This window comes from Streptomyces sp. NPDC002564 (assembly GCF_042889645.1).
In the GTDB taxonomy this organism is placed as follows: domain Bacteria; phylum Actinomycetota; class Actinomycetes; order Streptomycetales; family Streptomycetaceae; genus Streptomyces.
Genome location: NZ_JBIARE010000001.1, coordinates 1,454,052 through 1,469,022 on the forward strand (window position 1 = coordinate 1,454,052; position 14,971 = coordinate 1,469,022).

Annotated in this window: 13 protein-coding genes; 10 read left to right on the plus strand and 3 right to left on the minus strand. The window is 71.9% G+C overall.

Features of this window, described 5'->3' with window-relative positions; genetic code table 11:
• Positions 1-75: 75 nt before the first annotated feature.
• The 6 genes from dxr to ACFYXE_RS06655 all read left to right on the plus strand — a co-directional run bounded on the left by dxr (position 76) and on the right by ACFYXE_RS06655 (position 7,373).
• Positions 76-1,353 carry a 1-deoxy-D-xylulose-5-phosphate reductoisomerase gene (gene dxr, locus ACFYXE_RS06630; protein ID WP_389309361.1) on the plus strand — a complete coding sequence of 426 codons (1,278 nt, stop codon included), beginning with the start codon at positions 76-78 and terminating at the stop codon, positions 1,351-1,353.
• Positions 1,350-2,651 (plus strand): M50 family metallopeptidase, encoded by a 1,302-nt coding sequence (locus ACFYXE_RS06635; RefSeq protein ID WP_389309364.1) that lies wholly within the window; start codon positions 1,350-1,352, stop codon positions 2,649-2,651. Before dxr ends, ACFYXE_RS06635 begins: the two co-directional genes overlap by 4 nt.
• A 178-nt stretch (positions 2,652-2,829) precedes the next feature.
• Positions 2,830-3,987: a flavodoxin-dependent (E)-4-hydroxy-3-methylbut-2-enyl-diphosphate synthase gene (gene ispG / locus ACFYXE_RS06640; protein WP_361178075.1), complete on the plus strand. Its 1,158-nt coding sequence runs from the start codon at positions 2,830-2,832 to the stop codon at positions 3,985-3,987.
• Positions 3,988-4,144: 157 nt separating this feature from the next.
• Positions 4,145-4,993 (plus strand): GNAT family N-acetyltransferase, encoded by an 849-nt coding sequence (locus ACFYXE_RS06645; RefSeq protein WP_361178077.1) that lies wholly within the window; start codon positions 4,145-4,147, stop codon positions 4,991-4,993.
• A 29-nt stretch (positions 4,994-5,022) separates the two neighbouring features.
• On the plus strand, positions 5,023-5,565 hold the full coding sequence (locus ACFYXE_RS06650) for a GNAT family N-acetyltransferase (protein ID WP_361178079.1): 543 nt from the start codon (positions 5,023-5,025) through the stop codon (positions 5,563-5,565).
• A gap of 113 nt (positions 5,566-5,678) precedes the next feature.
• Entirely contained in the window at positions 5,679-7,373 is a 1,695-nt protein-coding gene (locus ACFYXE_RS06655; RefSeq protein WP_361178082.1) for a proline--tRNA ligase, read from the plus strand.
• Positions 7,374-7,446: 73 nt separating this feature from the next.
• Here ACFYXE_RS06655 and ACFYXE_RS06660 read toward each other — a convergent pair whose 3' ends face one another.
• The 3 genes from ACFYXE_RS06660 to ACFYXE_RS06670 are packed head-to-tail and all read right to left on the minus strand — an operon-like array spanning position 7,447 to position 9,404.
• Positions 7,447-8,346 carry an aminoglycoside phosphotransferase family protein gene (locus ACFYXE_RS06660; protein WP_389309369.1) on the minus strand — a complete coding sequence of 300 codons (900 nt, stop codon included), beginning with the start codon at positions 8,344-8,346 and terminating at the stop codon, positions 7,447-7,449.
• 27 nt (positions 8,347-8,373) lie between these two features.
• The gene (locus ACFYXE_RS06665) at positions 8,374-8,847 is read right to left on the minus strand and encodes a ferritin-like domain-containing protein (RefSeq protein ID WP_361178087.1); all 474 of its coding nucleotides are present in this window, start codon (positions 8,845-8,847) and stop codon (positions 8,374-8,376) included.
• Positions 8,844-9,404: a hypothetical protein gene (locus ACFYXE_RS06670; RefSeq protein ID WP_389309371.1), complete on the minus strand. Its 561-nt coding sequence runs from the start codon at positions 9,402-9,404 to the stop codon at positions 8,844-8,846. Before ACFYXE_RS06670 ends, ACFYXE_RS06665 begins: the two co-directional genes overlap by 4 nt.
• A 246-nt stretch (positions 9,405-9,650) precedes the next feature.
• On the opposite strand from ACFYXE_RS06670, the gene rimP reads away from it, so the two are divergent.
• The 4 genes from rimP (at position 9,651) to infB (ending at position 14,818) form a co-directional block, all read left to right on the plus strand.
• Positions 9,651-10,148, plus strand: a complete 498-nt coding sequence (gene rimP, locus ACFYXE_RS06675) for a ribosome maturation factor RimP (RefSeq protein ID WP_361178092.1) — start codon at positions 9,651-9,653, stop codon at positions 10,146-10,148.
• 2 nt (positions 10,149-10,150) lie between these two features.
• Positions 10,151-11,140, plus strand: coding sequence for a transcription termination factor NusA (gene nusA, locus ACFYXE_RS06680; protein ID WP_361178094.1), 990 nt, complete (start codon positions 10,151-10,153; stop codon positions 11,138-11,140).
• A 133-nt stretch (positions 11,141-11,273) separates the two neighbouring features.
• Positions 11,274-11,564: a YlxR family protein gene (locus tag ACFYXE_RS06685; RefSeq protein ID WP_361178097.1), complete on the plus strand. Its 291-nt coding sequence runs from the start codon at positions 11,274-11,276 to the stop codon at positions 11,562-11,564.
• Positions 11,565-11,710: 146 nt separating this feature from the next.
• Positions 11,711-14,818 (plus strand): translation initiation factor IF-2, encoded by a 3,108-nt coding sequence (gene infB, locus ACFYXE_RS06690; RefSeq protein WP_389309375.1) that lies wholly within the window; start codon positions 11,711-11,713, stop codon positions 14,816-14,818.
• Positions 14,819-14,971: the final 153 nt, after the last annotated feature.

Below are 14,971 nucleotides of genomic sequence, written 5' to 3' on the forward strand. Positions count from 1 at the left end.
CCCGGCGCGCGCCACGTACACCCCGTACGGGCCCGCGCTGTCGGGCCTGGCGCGGGTTGCGGCCACAATAGGGGGATGAGCGACAGCCCATCCCCCCTCGCCGACCCGCATCTCGTCTTCGACCCCGTCTCCGGCACGACCGGGTCGGGACCGCGGGACATCGTCATCCTCGGCTCCACGGGCTCGATCGGCACCCAGGCCATCGACCTCGTCCTGCGCAACCCCGACCGCTTCCGCGTCACGGCGCTGTCCGCCGCGGGCGGCCGCGTCGGCCTCCTCGCCGAGCAGGCCCGCAGGCTGCGCGTGCGGGCCGTCGCGGTCGCCCGCGAGGACGTCGTGCCCGCGCTGCGCGAGGCGCTCGGTGCGCAGTACGGCGCGGGGGAGGCGCTGCCCGAGATCCTCGCCGGGCCCGACGCCGCGACGCAGCTCGCCGCCTCCGACTGCCACACGGTGCTCAACGGCATCACCGGCTCCATCGGTCTGGCCCCGACGCTGGCCGCCCTGAAGGCGGGCCGCACGCTGGCGCTCGCCAACAAGGAGTCCCTGATCGTCGGCGGGCCGCTGGTGAAGGCGCTGGCCCAGCCCGGTCAGATCATCCCGGTCGACTCCGAGCACGCGGCCCTCTTCCAGGCGCTCGCGGCCGGCACGCGCGCGGACGTGCGCAAGCTCGTCGTCACCGCGTCCGGCGGCCCCTTCCGGGGACGGACGAAGGCCGACCTGGCGCACGTCACCCCCGAGGACGCGCTGGCGCACCCCACCTGGGCGATGGGCCCGGTCATCACCGTCAACTCCGCGACGCTGGTCAACAAGGGTCTTGAAGTCATCGAGGCACACCTCCTCTACGACATCCCCTTCGACCGCATCGAGGTCGTCGTCCACCCCCAGTCGTACGTGCACTCGATGGTGGAGTTCACCGACGGCTCGACCCTCGCCCAGGCCACCCCGCCCGACATGGGGGGCCCGATCGCCATCGGCATCGGCTGGCCCGAGCGGGTGCCGGACGCGGCGCCCGCCTTCGACTGGACGAAGGCGTCCAGCTGGGAGTTCTTCCCCCTCGACGACGAGGCTTTTCCGTCGGTCGCCCTCGCCCGGCACGTGGGGGAGCTCGCGGGCACGGCTCCGGCGGTGTTCAATGCCGCCAACGAGGAGTGCGTCGACGCGTTCCTGAAGGGCGCGCTGCCCTTCAACGGCATCATGGAGACAGTGACGAGGACCGTGGAGGAACACGGTGTCCCCGGCACCGGCGGGCCGGGAACCTCCCTGACCGTCGACGACGTCCTCGAAGCGGAGACCTGGGCACGTGCTCGGGCACGTGAACTGGCAGCAAAGACGACCGCGGAGGCTCGTGCATGACGACCTTGATGATGATCCTCGGGATAGTCGTCTTCGTGATCGGGCTGCTCTTCTCGATCGCCTGGCACGAGCTGGGGCACCTGTCGACCGCCAAGATGTTCGGCATCAGGGTGCCGCAGTACATGGTCGGCTTCGGCCCGACCATCTTCTCGCGCAAGAAGGGCGACACCGAGTACGGCATCAAGGCGATCCCGCTCGGCGGCTACATCCGCATGATCGGCATGTTCCCGCCCGGGGCCGACGGCCGCATCGAGGCGCGGTCGACGTCCCCGTGGCGCGGCATGATCGAGGACGCCCGCTCGGCGGCGTTCGAGGAGCTGGAGCCCGGCGACGAGAGCCGCCTCTTCTACACGCGCAAGCCCTGGAAGCGCGTGATCGTGATGTTCGCGGGCCCCTTCATGAACCTGATCCTCGCCGTGGCGATCTTCCTCGGCGTGATGATGACGTTCGGCATCAGCAGCCAGACGACCCAGGTCGGCAAGGTCTCGGACTGCGTCATCCAGCAGAGCGAGAACCGCGCCAAGTGCGCGGCGGGCGACAAGGCGGCGCCCGCCAAGGCCGCGGGCCTGAAGCCGGGCGACAAGATCGTCGCCTTCCAGGGCGCGTCCGTCGACGACTGGTCCGCCCTCCAGTCGAAGATCCGCGAGACCATCGGCCCGGCCACCATCACGGTCGAGCGCGACGGCAAGCGGCTCGACCTGCACGCGAACCTGATCAAGAACCAGGTCACCAAGACCGACGGCGACGGCGCCTACGTGGAGGGCAAGTACGTCTACGCCGGCTTCCTCGGCTTCACGCCCGCCACCGGCATCGTCCAGCAGTCCTTCGGCCAGTCCGTGGACCGCATGGGCGACATGATGGAGAACGGCGTCGAGTCGATCATCGCCCTGCCGTCCAAGATCCCCGACCTGTGGGACGCGGCGTTCGGTGACGGCGAGCGCAAGCAGGACTCCCCGATGGGCGTGGTCGGCGCGGCCCGCGTCGGCGGCGACGTGTTCACCCTGGACATCCCGCCGGAGAACCAGATCGCGATGATGCTGTTCCTCATCGCGGGCTTCAACCTCTCGCTGTTCCTGTTCAACATGCTGCCGCTGCTCCCGCTGGACGGCGGACACATCGCGGGCGCCCTGTGGGAGTCCGTCCGCCGGAACGTGGCGAAGGTGCTCCGCCGCCCCGACCCGGGCCCCTTCGACGTGGCCAAGCTGATGCCGGTCGCCTACGTGGTGGCGGGGATCTTCATCTGTTTCACGATCCTGGTGCTCATCGCGGACGTGGTGAACCCGGTGAGAATTTCCTGAGCACGCGACGTTCGCGGCGGCCCGGCACCTTTTGTGCCGGGCCGCCCACCATTGGGTGGTCTTCCGGACGTGATGTGCTCGGGCCGGGTGGGGTCCCGTACTCTCGAAACCTGGAGCCCGCCGATCTCGGGACCTAGATTCACACTCTGTGATCCACACTCTTGGGGATGCTCGCCAGATGACTGCCGTATCGCTCGGAATCCCGTCCGTTCCGACCAAGCTCGCCGACCGAAGGGTCAGCCGCAAGATCCAGGTCGGCGCGGTGGCCGTCGGCGGGGACGCGCCGGTCTCGGTCCAGTCGATGACGACGACGCGCACGTCCGACATCGGCGCCACGCTGCAGCAGATCGCGGAGCTGACGGCCTCCGGCTGTCAGATCGTGCGCGTCGCCTGCCCCACGCAGGACGACGCGGACGCGCTGGCCACGATCGCCAGCAAGTCGCAGATCCCGGTGATCGCCGACATCCACTTCCAGCCGAAGTACGTGTTCGCGGCGATCGACGCGGGCTGCGCCGCGGTCCGGGTGAACCCGGGCAACATCAAGCAGTTCGACGACAAGGTCAAGGAGATCGCGCGCGCCGCCAACGACGCGGGCACGCCGATCCGCATCGGTGTCAACGCCGGTTCCCTGGACGCCCGCCTCCTGAAGAAGTACGGCAAGGCGACCCCGGAGGCCCTCGTCGAGTCCGCCCTGTGGGAGGCCTCGCTCTTCGAGGAGCACGGGTTCCGCGACATCAAGATCTCGGTCAAGCACAACGACCCGGTGGTCATGGTCAACGCCTACCGCCAGCTCGCCGCCCAGTGCGACTACCCCCTGCACCTCGGCGTGACCGAGGCAGGGCCGGCCTTCCAGGGCACGATCAAGTCGGCGGTCGCCTTCGGCGCGCTGCTCTCCGAGGGCATCGGCGACACCATCCGGGTCTCCCTCTCGGCACCGCCCGTCGAGGAGATCAAGGTCGGCATCCAGATCCTGGAGTCCCTGAACCTGCGCCAGCGCCGCCTGGAGATCGTCTCCTGCCCCTCCTGCGGTCGCGCCCAGGTCGACGTCTACAAGCTGGCCGAAGAGGTCACCGCGGGCCTGGACGGCATGGAGGTCCCGCTCCGCGTCGCCGTCATGGGCTGCGTCGTGAACGGCCCGGGCGAGGCCCGCGAGGCCGACCTCGGCGTCGCCTCCGGCAACGGCAAGGGCCAGATCTTCGTGAAGGGCGAGGTCATCAAGACCGTCCCCGAGTCGAAGATCGTGGAGACCCTCATCGACGAGGCGATGAAGATCGCCGAGCAGATGGAGAAGGACGGCGTGGCCTCCGGCGAGCCGACCATCTCGGTCGCGGGCTGACCCGACCCCCACCCCGGTGCCCCGCCGCTCCCGGAGCGCCGGGGCACACCCATGCCCACCCGGGCCTCCGGGAGCCGAGGAAAAGGCGCCCCCGCACGCGGCGCCCCCGCCAGGTACAGTGCGGAGATCAGCAGACCGTATGGTGAGGCCCCCGCACGTGTTGACTCAGACCACCACCAGGGTGCTCGAACCGAGTGACCTGGACGCCGCGCTCGCCGTGCTCGACCGCGAGCCGGTCGCGAACGCCTTCGTGACCGCCCGCGTCCAGGTGGCGGGCCTCGACCCCTGGCGCCTCGGCGGCGAGATGTGGGGCTGGTACGAGGACGGCATGCTCGCCTCCCTCTGCTACGCGGGCGCCAACCTCGTCCCGATCTGCGCGACCCCGCGAGCCGTCCGCGGCTTCGCCGACCGGGCCCGCAGGTCCGGCCGCCGCTGTTCGTCGATCGTCGGCCCCGCGACCCCCACGGCCCAGCTGTGGCGGCTCCTGGAACCGTCCTGGGGCCCCGCCCGCGAGGTCCGCGCCCAGCAGCCCCTGATGGTCACCGACCGGCTCCCGGACGACATCGTCCCCGACCCGTACGTCCGTCGCGTCCGCAAGGACGAGATGGAGACGATCATGCCCGCGTGCGTGGCGATGTTCACCGAGGAGGTCGGCGTCTCCCCGCTGGCCGGCGACGGCGGCCTGCTCTACCAGGCCCGCGTCGCCGAACTCGTCGGCTCGGGCCGCTCCTTCGCCCGCCTCGACCAGGACGGCAAGGTCGTCTTCAAGGCGGAGATCGGCGCCGCCACCTCCCAGGCCTGCCAGATCCAGGGCGTCTGGGTGGCCCCCGAGTACCGCGGCCGCGGCCTCGCCGCCCCCGGCATGGCCGCCGTCCTGCGCTACGCCCTCGCGGACATCGCCCCCGTCGCCAGCCTGTACGTCAACGACTTCAACACCGCGGCCAGGGCCGCGTACCGCCGCGTGGGCTTCCAGGAGGTCGGAGCCTTCATGAGCGTCCTGTTCTGAACGCGAGCGGTGCGAAGTAGGGTCGCCCCATGACAGACGATGTCGCGATCGGTCCGCTCGACCTCGCCGCGCGCGTGGACGACGCACTGCGCGTCCAGGCCCACGCCTTCGGCCTGTCCGAGGAAGAGGTGGCCGTGCGCCGCCAGATCGTCCTGCGGCACCTCACCTACCCGGGCGCCCGCGCGTTCGGCGCGACCACCCCCGACGACCGGCTCGTCGGCTTCGTCTACGGCATGCCCAACGACCGCCACCACTGGTGGTCGACGGTCGTCGAGCCGTACCTGCGCAGCCAGGAACTCGACGGCTGGCTGGACGGATCCTTCGTCATCACCGAGCTGCACGTGCACCCCGGCCACCAGAACCGCGGCATCGGGCGCACGCTCATCACCACCATCACCGAAGGCGTCGCGGAGCCCCGCTCGATCCTCTCCGCGATCGACGTCGAGAGCCCCGCCCGCGGCCTCTACCGCTCCCTGGGATACGCGGATCTGGCCCGCCGCGTCCTGTTCCCCAGCGCCCCCATGCCGTACGCCGTGATGGGCGCCCCGCTGCCGCTGCCGCGCGGCTTCTGACCGAAGAACCGATTTCCGCCCACGCCGGGCCCCCGGCTAACCTCCTGTCACCACCTTTCCCCGAGCTCTCGGCTTCGTACGAGCACGGGGACCCCCATCCGCAGGAGTTCACCATGGCCCAGGTCCAGCGCATGTCCCGATTGATGGTCAAGACACTGCGCGACGACCCGGCGGACGCCGAGACGCTCAACCACAAGCTGCTCGTCCGGGCCGGTTACGTCCGCCGCACCGCCGCCGGCATCTGGACCTGGCTGCCGCTGGGCAAGAAGGTCTACGAGAACATCGCCCGCGTCGTACGCGAGGAGATGGACGCCATCGGCGGCCAGGAGGTGCTGCTCCCGGCGCTCCTGCCCAAGGAGCCCTACGAGGCGTCCGGCCGCTACGAGGAGTACGGGGACCTGCTCTTCCGCCTCAAGGACCGCAAGGGCGCCGACTACCTCCTCGGCCCCACCCACGAGGAGATCTTCACCCAGGTCGTCAAGGACCAGTGCTCGTCCTACAAGGACCTGCCGGTGATCCTCTACCAGATCCAGACGAAGTACCGCGACGAGGCCCGCCCGCGCGCCGGTGTGCTGCGCGGCCGCGAGTTCCAGATGAAGGACTCGTACTCCTTCGACACCACGGACGAGGGCCTCGCCGAGTCGTACGCCCTGCACCGCGGCGCCTACCAGCGGATCTTCGAGCGTCTCGGCCTCGACTACCGCATCGTGTCCGCCGTCGCGGGCGCCATGGGCGGCTCCAAGTCCGAGGAGTTCCTGGCCCCGGCCCCGGCCGGCGAGGACACCTTCGTGGACTGCCCGTCCTGCGACTACGCGGCGAACACCGAGGCCGTCACCTTCCCGCTCACCCCCGTCGACGGCTCCGCGCACGGCCCGGTCGAGCTCCTGGACACCCCCGACACCCCGACCATCGAGACGCTCGCCGAGCACCTCGGCGTCCCCGCCTCCGCGACCCTGAAGAACCTCCTGGTCAAGGTCGACGGGGAGATCGTCGCCGTCGGCGTCCCCGGCGACCGCGAGGTCGACCTCGGCAAGCTCGGCGAGCACCTGGCCCCGGCCGAGGTCGAGCTCGTCACCGCCGAGGACTTCGAGGGCCGCGACGACCTCGTGCGCGGCTACGTGGGCCCCCAGGGCCTGGCGAAGGTCCGCTACATCGCCGACCCGCGCGTCGCCCCCGGCACCGCCTGGATCACCGGCGCCAACCAGCAGGACAAGCACGCCAGGAACGTCGTCTGCGGCCGTGACTTCGAGGTCGACGACTACCTGGACGTGGTCGTCGTCGAGGCGGGCGACCCCTGCCCGAAGTGCGGCACCGGCCTCAAGCTGGACCGCGCCATCGAGATCGGCCACATCTTCCAGCTCGGCCGCAAGTACGCCGACACCTTCCAGCTCGACGTCCTCGGCAAGGAGGGCAAGCCGGTCCGCGTGACCATGGGCTCGTACGGCATCGGCGTCTCCCGCGCGGTGGCGGCGCTCGCCGAGCAGACCGCCGACGAGAAGGGCCTGTGCTGGTCCAAGGAGGTCGCCCCCGCCGACGTCCACGTGGTCGCCGCGGGCAAGGCCCTGCAGACCGAGCTGGCCCTGGACGTCGCCGAGAAGCTGGGCGCCGCCGGCGTCCGCGTCCTGGTGGACGACCGGGCCGGGGTCTCCCCGGGCGTGAAGTTCACCGACGCCGAGCTCATCGGCGTCCCGCAGATCCTGGTCGCGGGCCGCCGCTCCGCCGAGGGCGTCGTGGAGCTGAAGGACCGCCGCACCGGCGAGCGCGAGGAGCTCCCGGTCGACGAGGCGATCGCCCGCCTCACCGCCTGACACCGGCACCACGAAGGGCGCACCCCGGCACGGGGTGCGCCCTTCGTCGTGCCCGCGGCGTCCGTCGTGCCGCCTACAGCCAGCCGGCGAACTCCAGCAGCAGCTCCGCGTCCTGCGGACGTCCCACGCGCAGCGCCCGCGCGCCGGACTCCACGGCCCGGAACAGCGTCCAGCCGCGCAGCCGCTCCTGGTCGACCTCCAGGGACTCCGCCAGCTTCTTCACCCGCCGCCGGGTGATCGAGGCGCCCGAGGGGGAGGCGATCAGGTCCTCCACCCGGTCGCGGACCAGCCGCGCCAGGTCGAAGGCGGTGTCGCCGACCACCGGGTCGGGCCCCACGGCCAGCCACGGCAGCCGGTCCCCGGCCAGCACCTTGCTCTGCCGGAACGTGCCGTGCAGCAGCCGCGGCTCGACGTCCGCGGCGAGCAGCTCGTCCCGCGCCGCGAGGGCCGCGTCGACCAGCGGCGCGAGGTCGGCGTCCGTCCCGGCGGAGGCCCGCATGGCCTCGGCCTGGCGCCCGGTCCGCTCGGCGACCGTCTCGCAGCGGTGCCCGGTCGGCGGCGCCACCCACAGCTTGCGCAGCGTGCCCGCTGCCTCCAGGAGGGCCTTGGCCTCGGGCAGCGAGCGCACGGACACGTCCCGGTGCAGCCGCTCCAGGAGCAGCGCCCCGTCGGTGGCCTCGGGGTCGAGCAGCCGTGCCGCGCCGAGTCCGTTCCAGTGGGCCAGCGCCACGCGCTCGCTGCGCGGCCGGGACCGGGGCGGCACCAGCTTGAGCACGGCGGGCGTGCCGTCGGCTCGGCGCACCATCAGCACCAGGCTGCTGCGGCCACCGGGCACGTGCACCCGCTCGACGGTCAACTCGCGTAGAGCGACGGCCTGTTCGACTGCCTCGGGCAGCTTCTGAAGCCAGTCGTCGCCGTCCTGCGCCGTCTCGCCGAGTGCTGTGACGAGGCGCTGCGGCGGTTCGAGAGCCATGCGCGAGTCGTTCCCTTCTTGAGCGCGTTACGCCTTGGGCGTGGCCGCCGCGGAGGACGGTGTCGTCCGCTCGGCGAGCCCAGGGAAGGCTACGCTCCCGCCCCGCCAGCGCGCCGCCCGGACCGCCGCCTCCCGCAGCGCGGCGGCCGCGCTGCCCCGCCGGGCGCCCGTCGTGGCGCGGACGAGGTCGGAGTAGACCCCGGCCACCCGGTCCTCCAGCTCCGTGGCGAGCCGCCCGGCCGCCGCGGAGTCCGGCACCGGGAACGGCAGCGAGTACGCCGCGTCCGCGGGCTGCGGCTCGCCGCCCAGGTCGCGCACCGCGCGCTGCAGCTCGTCGCGCCGGGCGCGGTGCGCGTCGTAGGCGGTGCGCGCCTCGGGCCTGCGCTTGTCGCCGATCCGGCCGCCGACGACGCCGTAGCCGTACACGGCCGCGTGCTCGGCGCCCAGGGCCGCCTGCAGGGCCTTGAGCTCGTCGTCCTTCGAGGCCGTGCCGTCGCTCACTTGTCGTCCTCCGGGTCCGTCAGCAGAAAGGCGTGGGCCGCGCCCGCGGCGGCCACCGAGGCGAGCAGCCTGCCGTGCTCGGCGGGCGCGTCGAGGAGCGCCTCGGCGCGGCGGTCGGCCAGGTCGCGCTCGGCCCGCGCCAGGTCGCGCACCGCCTCCTCGGGGTCGGCCGCCGCCGAGGGCGCGGGGGCCGAGGGCGTGGCGGAGGGGGACTGCGGCGTGGCGGCCGTGGAGGGCGCGGCGGTCGCGGGGGAGGGAGCGCGGTCGCTCGTGAACGCCTCCACGTGCCGCTGCACCTCGTCCCGCAGCGGGCGCAGCCGCTCGGCGAGCGAGGGGTGCGCCGCGAGCACGGCGTCGTAGCGCCCGAGCAGCAGCCTGCTGTCCTTGGCGGCCCCCGCGCGCAGCCGCTGCTCGGCGGAGGGGCGCTCGTCGGCGGAGCCCGCGGAGTCCGAGCAGCCCGTGAGCAGCGCCGCGGACGCGACGCCCGCGGCCCCGGTGAGCAGACTCCTGCGGCGCGGGCCCGGTCGGGACCGCGGGGCGGTGAGATACGACGGCACGGCAGACGTCCTCGGAAGGAAGGCCAAAAGGCGCGGGCGGGACAGGAACGGGAGGCGGCGCGGGGAAGATCGTGGGCAGGGGCCCGGTGATCACCGTACCCGCGGACCACCCCGGCACCGGCGAGCGGCTCGGAACCGTGCCCGTCGCGTCCGGTCCGTGGGCGGCAACACCCCTTCGGACCGGATACCCTTTGAGCTGACACGCGACGATCCCACAACAGCACACGCGGCCGAGGAGTCACCCGGATGAGCACCACCCAGAGCGAGAGGCTGCGGCAACTACTGGAACCGCTCGTCAGCTCCCAGGACCTGGATCTCGAAGAGATCGAAGTGGCCTCGGTCGGACGCAAGCGAGTGCTGAGAGTCGTCATCGACTCCGAGGACGGCGTGGACCTCGACGCGATCGCCGAAGTGAGCCGCCTGCTCTCGGCGAAGCTCGACGAGACCGACGCGATGGGCGACGGCGAGTACGACCTGGAGGTCGGTTCGCCCGGCGCCGAGCGGGCCCTGACCGAGCGTCGGCACTACGACCGCGCCGTGGACCGCCTGGTGAAGTTCCAGCTGACCGAGGGCGGCGACGTGACCGCCCGCATCCTCGCCGTGGACGACGAGGGCCTGGACCTCGAGGTGCCCGGCGTGAAGGGGCGCAAGCCCACCTCCCGCCGCCTCGCCTTCGACGAGATCGACAAGGCCCGCGTGCAGGTCGAGTTCAACCGCAAGGACAAGAAGGAAGAGGAGGCGTAGCCGTGGACATCGACATGAGTGCCCTGCGGGGTCTGGTCCGGGAGAAGGAGATCTCCTTCGACCTCCTCGTCGAGGCGATCGAATCGGCCCTCCTCATCGCCTACCACCGCACCGAGGGAAGCCGTCGCCACGCGCGCGTGAAGCTCGACCGTGACAGCGGGCACGTGACGGTCTGGGCGAAGGAGGAGGCCGAGGACCTCGAAGAGGGCCAGGAGCCCCGCGAGTTCGACGACACCCCGTCGGACTTCGGCCGCATCGCCGCGACGACGGCGAAGCAGGTCATCCTGCAGCGCCTGCGCGACGCCGAGGACGACGCGACGCTCGGCGAGTACGCCGGGCGTGAGGGAGACATCGTCACCGGTGTCGTCCAGCAGGGCCGCGACCCGAAGAACGTGCTGGTCGACATCGGCAAGCTGGAGGCCATCCTGCCGGTGCAGGAGCAGGTCCCCGGCGAGGAGTACCCGCACGGGATGCGCCTGCGCAGCTATGTCGTCCGGGTGGCCAAGGGTGTCCGCGGCCCGTCCGTGACGCTGTCGCGCACCCACCCGAACCTGGTGAAGAAGCTCTTCGCGCTGGAGGTCCCGGAGATCGCCGACGGTTCCGTCGAGATCTCGGCCATCGCCCGCGAGGCCGGCCACCGCACCAAGATCGCGGTCCGCTCGACGCGCTCCGGCCTCAACGCCAAGGGCGCCTGCATCGGCCCGATGGGCAGCCGTGTGCGCAACGTCATGGGCGAGCTCAACGGCGAGAAGATCGACATCGTCGACTGGTCCGACGACCCGGCCGAGATGGTGGCCCACGCGCTCTCGCCGGCCCGCGTCAGCAAGGTCGAGGTCGTCGACCTCGGCGCGCGTTCGGCCCGGGTGACCGTGCCGGACTACCAGCTGTCGCTGGCGATCGGCAAGGAGGGGCAGAACGCCCGCCTGGCCGCCCGCCTCACGGGCTGGCGCATCGACATCAGGCCCGACACCGAGCAGCCCGCCGACCAGTAGCGGACCTGCGGCGAAGCCGTCCGGGGGAATAAATTCCGGGCGGCCACCGCTTCGATCACGACAGTATGTGGCGAGTAGCCGTTCGATTCTTGCCCCAAAGGGGTGAGGTCGGTGCGGGGAGGTAGACTTAAGCGTGTCTGGCCGGACGCATGCCCGCGCATGCCCTGAGCGCACCTGTGTGGGGTGCCGGGAGCGAGCGGCCAAGAGCGATCTGCTGCGCATCGTGGCGAAAGAGGACGCCTGCGTCCCCGATCCAAGCGGTACGCTGCCCGGCCGGGGTGCGTATGTACACCCCGCCCTGGTCTGTCTGGACCTGGCGGTCCGCCGCCGGGCGTTCCCACGGGCCTTCCGTGCCCGGGGACCGCTCGACACGGAGGCGGTGCGCCGAGCCGTCGAGACGGTTGACCGGCCGGCAGCAACGTAAGACGTGGTCGCACGGAACCCCGTGCGGCCTTGGTATTCCGCGAGTTGGAAGTAGGTCGAGATTGCGATGAGCACTCGATGAGCACGCGATGAGTACGCCCATGAAGTAGCGACGGTCCGGCGTAACCCGGACCTAAAAGGAGCGAAGTGGCTAAGGTCCGGGTATACGAACTCGCCAAGGAGTTCGGAGTAGAGAGCAAGGTCGTCATGGCCAAGCTCCAAGATCTCGGTGAATTCGTACGTTCTGCGTCCTCGACGATCGAGGCGCCGGTGGTACGCAAACTGACTGACGCATTCCAGCAGGGCGGCGGCAACGGCAAGTCCGCCGCCAAGCCCGGCGCGCCGCGCAAGCAGGCCGCCCCCAAGCCGGCGACCCCGTCGGCGCCCTCTCCCGCGCAGGCCGCCCGTCCGGGTCCGGCCGCGCCCAAGCCGCCGGCGCCCAAGCCCGCCGCGGCCGAGAAGCCCGCTGCCTCGCCGGCGACCCCGGGCCCGCGCCCGACGCCCGGCCCGAAGCCGCCGGCCCCCAAGCCCGCGCCGGCCTCGCCGGCCCCGGCCGCCCCGGAGTTCACCGCTCCGCCGGCCGCCCCGTCCGCGCCCGCTCCGGCCGCGCCGCAGGCCCCGCGCCCCGGCGCCCGTCCCGGTGCCCCCAAGCCCGGTGGCCGTCCGGCCCCCGGCCAGGGCCAGGGCCAGGGTCAGGGTCAGGGCCGTGGTGACCGCGGCGACCGTCAGGGTGCTCCGCGCCCCGGCGGCCAGGGTGGCGCCCCGCGTCCCGGCGGTGCTCGTCCCGCGGGTCCGCGCCCGGGCAACAACCCCTTCACCTCTGGTGGCTCCACCGGCATGGCGCGCCCGCAGGCGCCCCGTCCGGGCGGTGCCCCGCGTCCCGGCGGCGGCCCCGGTGGTCCCGGCGGCGCCCCGCGTCCGCAGGGCGGTCAGGGCGGCCCCGGTGGCGCTCCCCGTCCGCAGGGTCAGGGCGGCGCCCGTCCGACCCCGGGCGGCATGCCCCGTCCGCAGGCTCCGCGTCCCGGCGGCGGCCCCGCGGGCAACCGTCCGAACCCGGGCATGATGCCGCAGCGTCCCGCCGCGGGCCCGCGTCCCGGTGGTGGCCCCGGCGGTGGCCGTGGTCCCGGCGGCGGCGGTCGCCCGGGTGGCGGCGGCGGTCGTCCCGGTGGCGGCGGCTTCGCGGGTCGTCCCGGCGGCGGTGGCGGCGGCTTCGCCGGCCGTCCCGGCGGTCCGGGTGGCGGCGGTGCCGGTCGTCCCGGTGGCGGCGGCGGCTTCGGCGGTCGTCCCGGCTTCGGCGGTCGTCCCGGTGGCCCCGGTGGCCGTGGTGGAACGCAGGGCGCCTTCGGCCGTCCCGGCGGTCCCGCGCGTCGTGGTCGCAAGTCGAAGCGGCAGAGGCGCCAGGAGTACGAGGCCATGCAGGCCCCGTCGGTCGGCGGCGTGATGCTGCCTCGCGGCAACGGCGAGACCGTTCGCCTGTCGCGCGGTGCCTCCCTCACCGACTTCGCCGAGAAGATCAACGCCAACCCGGCGTCGCTCGTCGCGGTGATGATGAACCTCGGCGAGATGGTCACGGCCACGCAGTCCGTCTCCGACGAGACGCTGCAGCTCCTCGGTGACGAGATGAACTACACGGTTCAGATCGTCAGCCCCGAGGAGGAGGACCGCGAGCTGCTCGAGTCCTTCGACATCGAGTTCGGCGAGGACGAGGGCGGCGAAGAGGCCCTCATCGCCCGCCCGCCGGTAGTGACCGTCATGGGTCACGTCGACCACGGAAAGACCCGCCTCCTCGACGCCATTCGCAAGACGAACGTCGTCGCGGGCGAGGCCGGTGGCATCACCCAGCACATCGGTGCCTACCAGGTCGCGACCGAGGTGAACGGCGAAGAGCGCGCCATCACCTTCATCGACACCCCCGGTCACGAGGCGTTCACCGCCATGCGTGCCCGTGGTGCGAAGTCCACCGACATCGCGATCCTCGTGGTCGCGGCCAACGACGGTGTGATGCCGCAGACGATCGAGGCGCTGAACCACGCCAAGGCGGCCGAGGTGCCGATCGTGGTCGCGGTCAACAAGATCGACGTCGAGGGTGCCGACCCGACCAAGGTGCGCGGTCAGCTCACCGAGTTCGGTCTGGTGGCCGAGGAGTACGGCGGCGACACGATGTTCGTCGACATCTCCGCGCGCCAGGGGCTCAACATCGAGCAGCTGCTCGAGGCCGTGGTCCTGACCGCGGACGCCTCGCTCGACCTGCGGGCCAACCCGGAGCAGGACGCGCAGGGTATTGCCATCGAGGCCCACCTCGACAAGGGCCGCGGTGCCGTCGCGACCGTCCTCGTCCAGCGCGGTACCCTCCGCGTCGGCGACACGATGGTCGCCGGTGACGCCTACGGCCGAGTCCGCGCGATGCTCGACGACAAGGGCGAGAACGTGGAAGAGGCGGGTCCCTCGACCCCGGTCCTCGTCCTCGGTCTCACCAACGTCCCGGGTGCCGGCGACAACTTCCTGGTCGTCGACGAGGACCGTACGGCCCGTCAGATCGCCGAGAAGCGTGCCGCCCGTGAGCGCAACGCCGCGTTCGCCAAGCGCGTGCGCCGTGTCTCGCTCGAGGACCTGGACAAGGTGCTCAAGGCCGGCGAGATCCAGCAGCTCAACCTCATCATCAAGGGTGACGCTTCCGGTTCCGTCGAGGCCCTCGAGTCCTCCCTGCTCCAGCTGGACGTCGGCGAAGAGGTCGACATCCGCGTCCTGCACCGCGGTGTGGGTGCGGTCACCGAGTCGGACATCGACCTGGCGATGGGCTCCGACGCCATCGTCATCGGCTTCAACGTCCGTGCGGCCGGCCGTGCCGCGCAGATGGCGGAGCGCGAGGGCGTCGACGTCCGCTACTACTCGGTGATCTACCAGGCCATCGAGGAGATCGAGGCGGCCCTCAAGGGCATGCTCAAGCCGGAGTACGAGGAGGTCGAGCTCGGCACCGCGGAGATCCGCGAGGTCTTCCGCTCGTCCAAGCTCGGCAACATCGCGGGTGTCCTCATCCGTTCCGGCGAGGTCAAGCGCAACACCAAGGCCCGCCTGCTGCGCGATGGCAAGGTCATCGCGGAGAGCCTCAACATCGAGGGTCTGCGCCGCTTCAAGGACGACGTCACCGAGATCCGCGAAGGCTTCGAGGGCGGTATCAACCTCGGAAACTTCAACGACATCAAGATCGACGACGTCATCGCGACGTACGAGATGCGCGAGAAGCCGCGCGGCTGATCGACTGCCGCAGCGCAGTCTGATCCGCGTGGTCAGCGTCGGGGCCGGTCGACGGGGGAAATCCCGTCGATCGGCCCCGGCCGTTCCGTGTACGGTTCTTGTGTCCCTGCCAAGCGGTTGGCGGGGCCTCGACCCCGTACCGGCGGGACATCC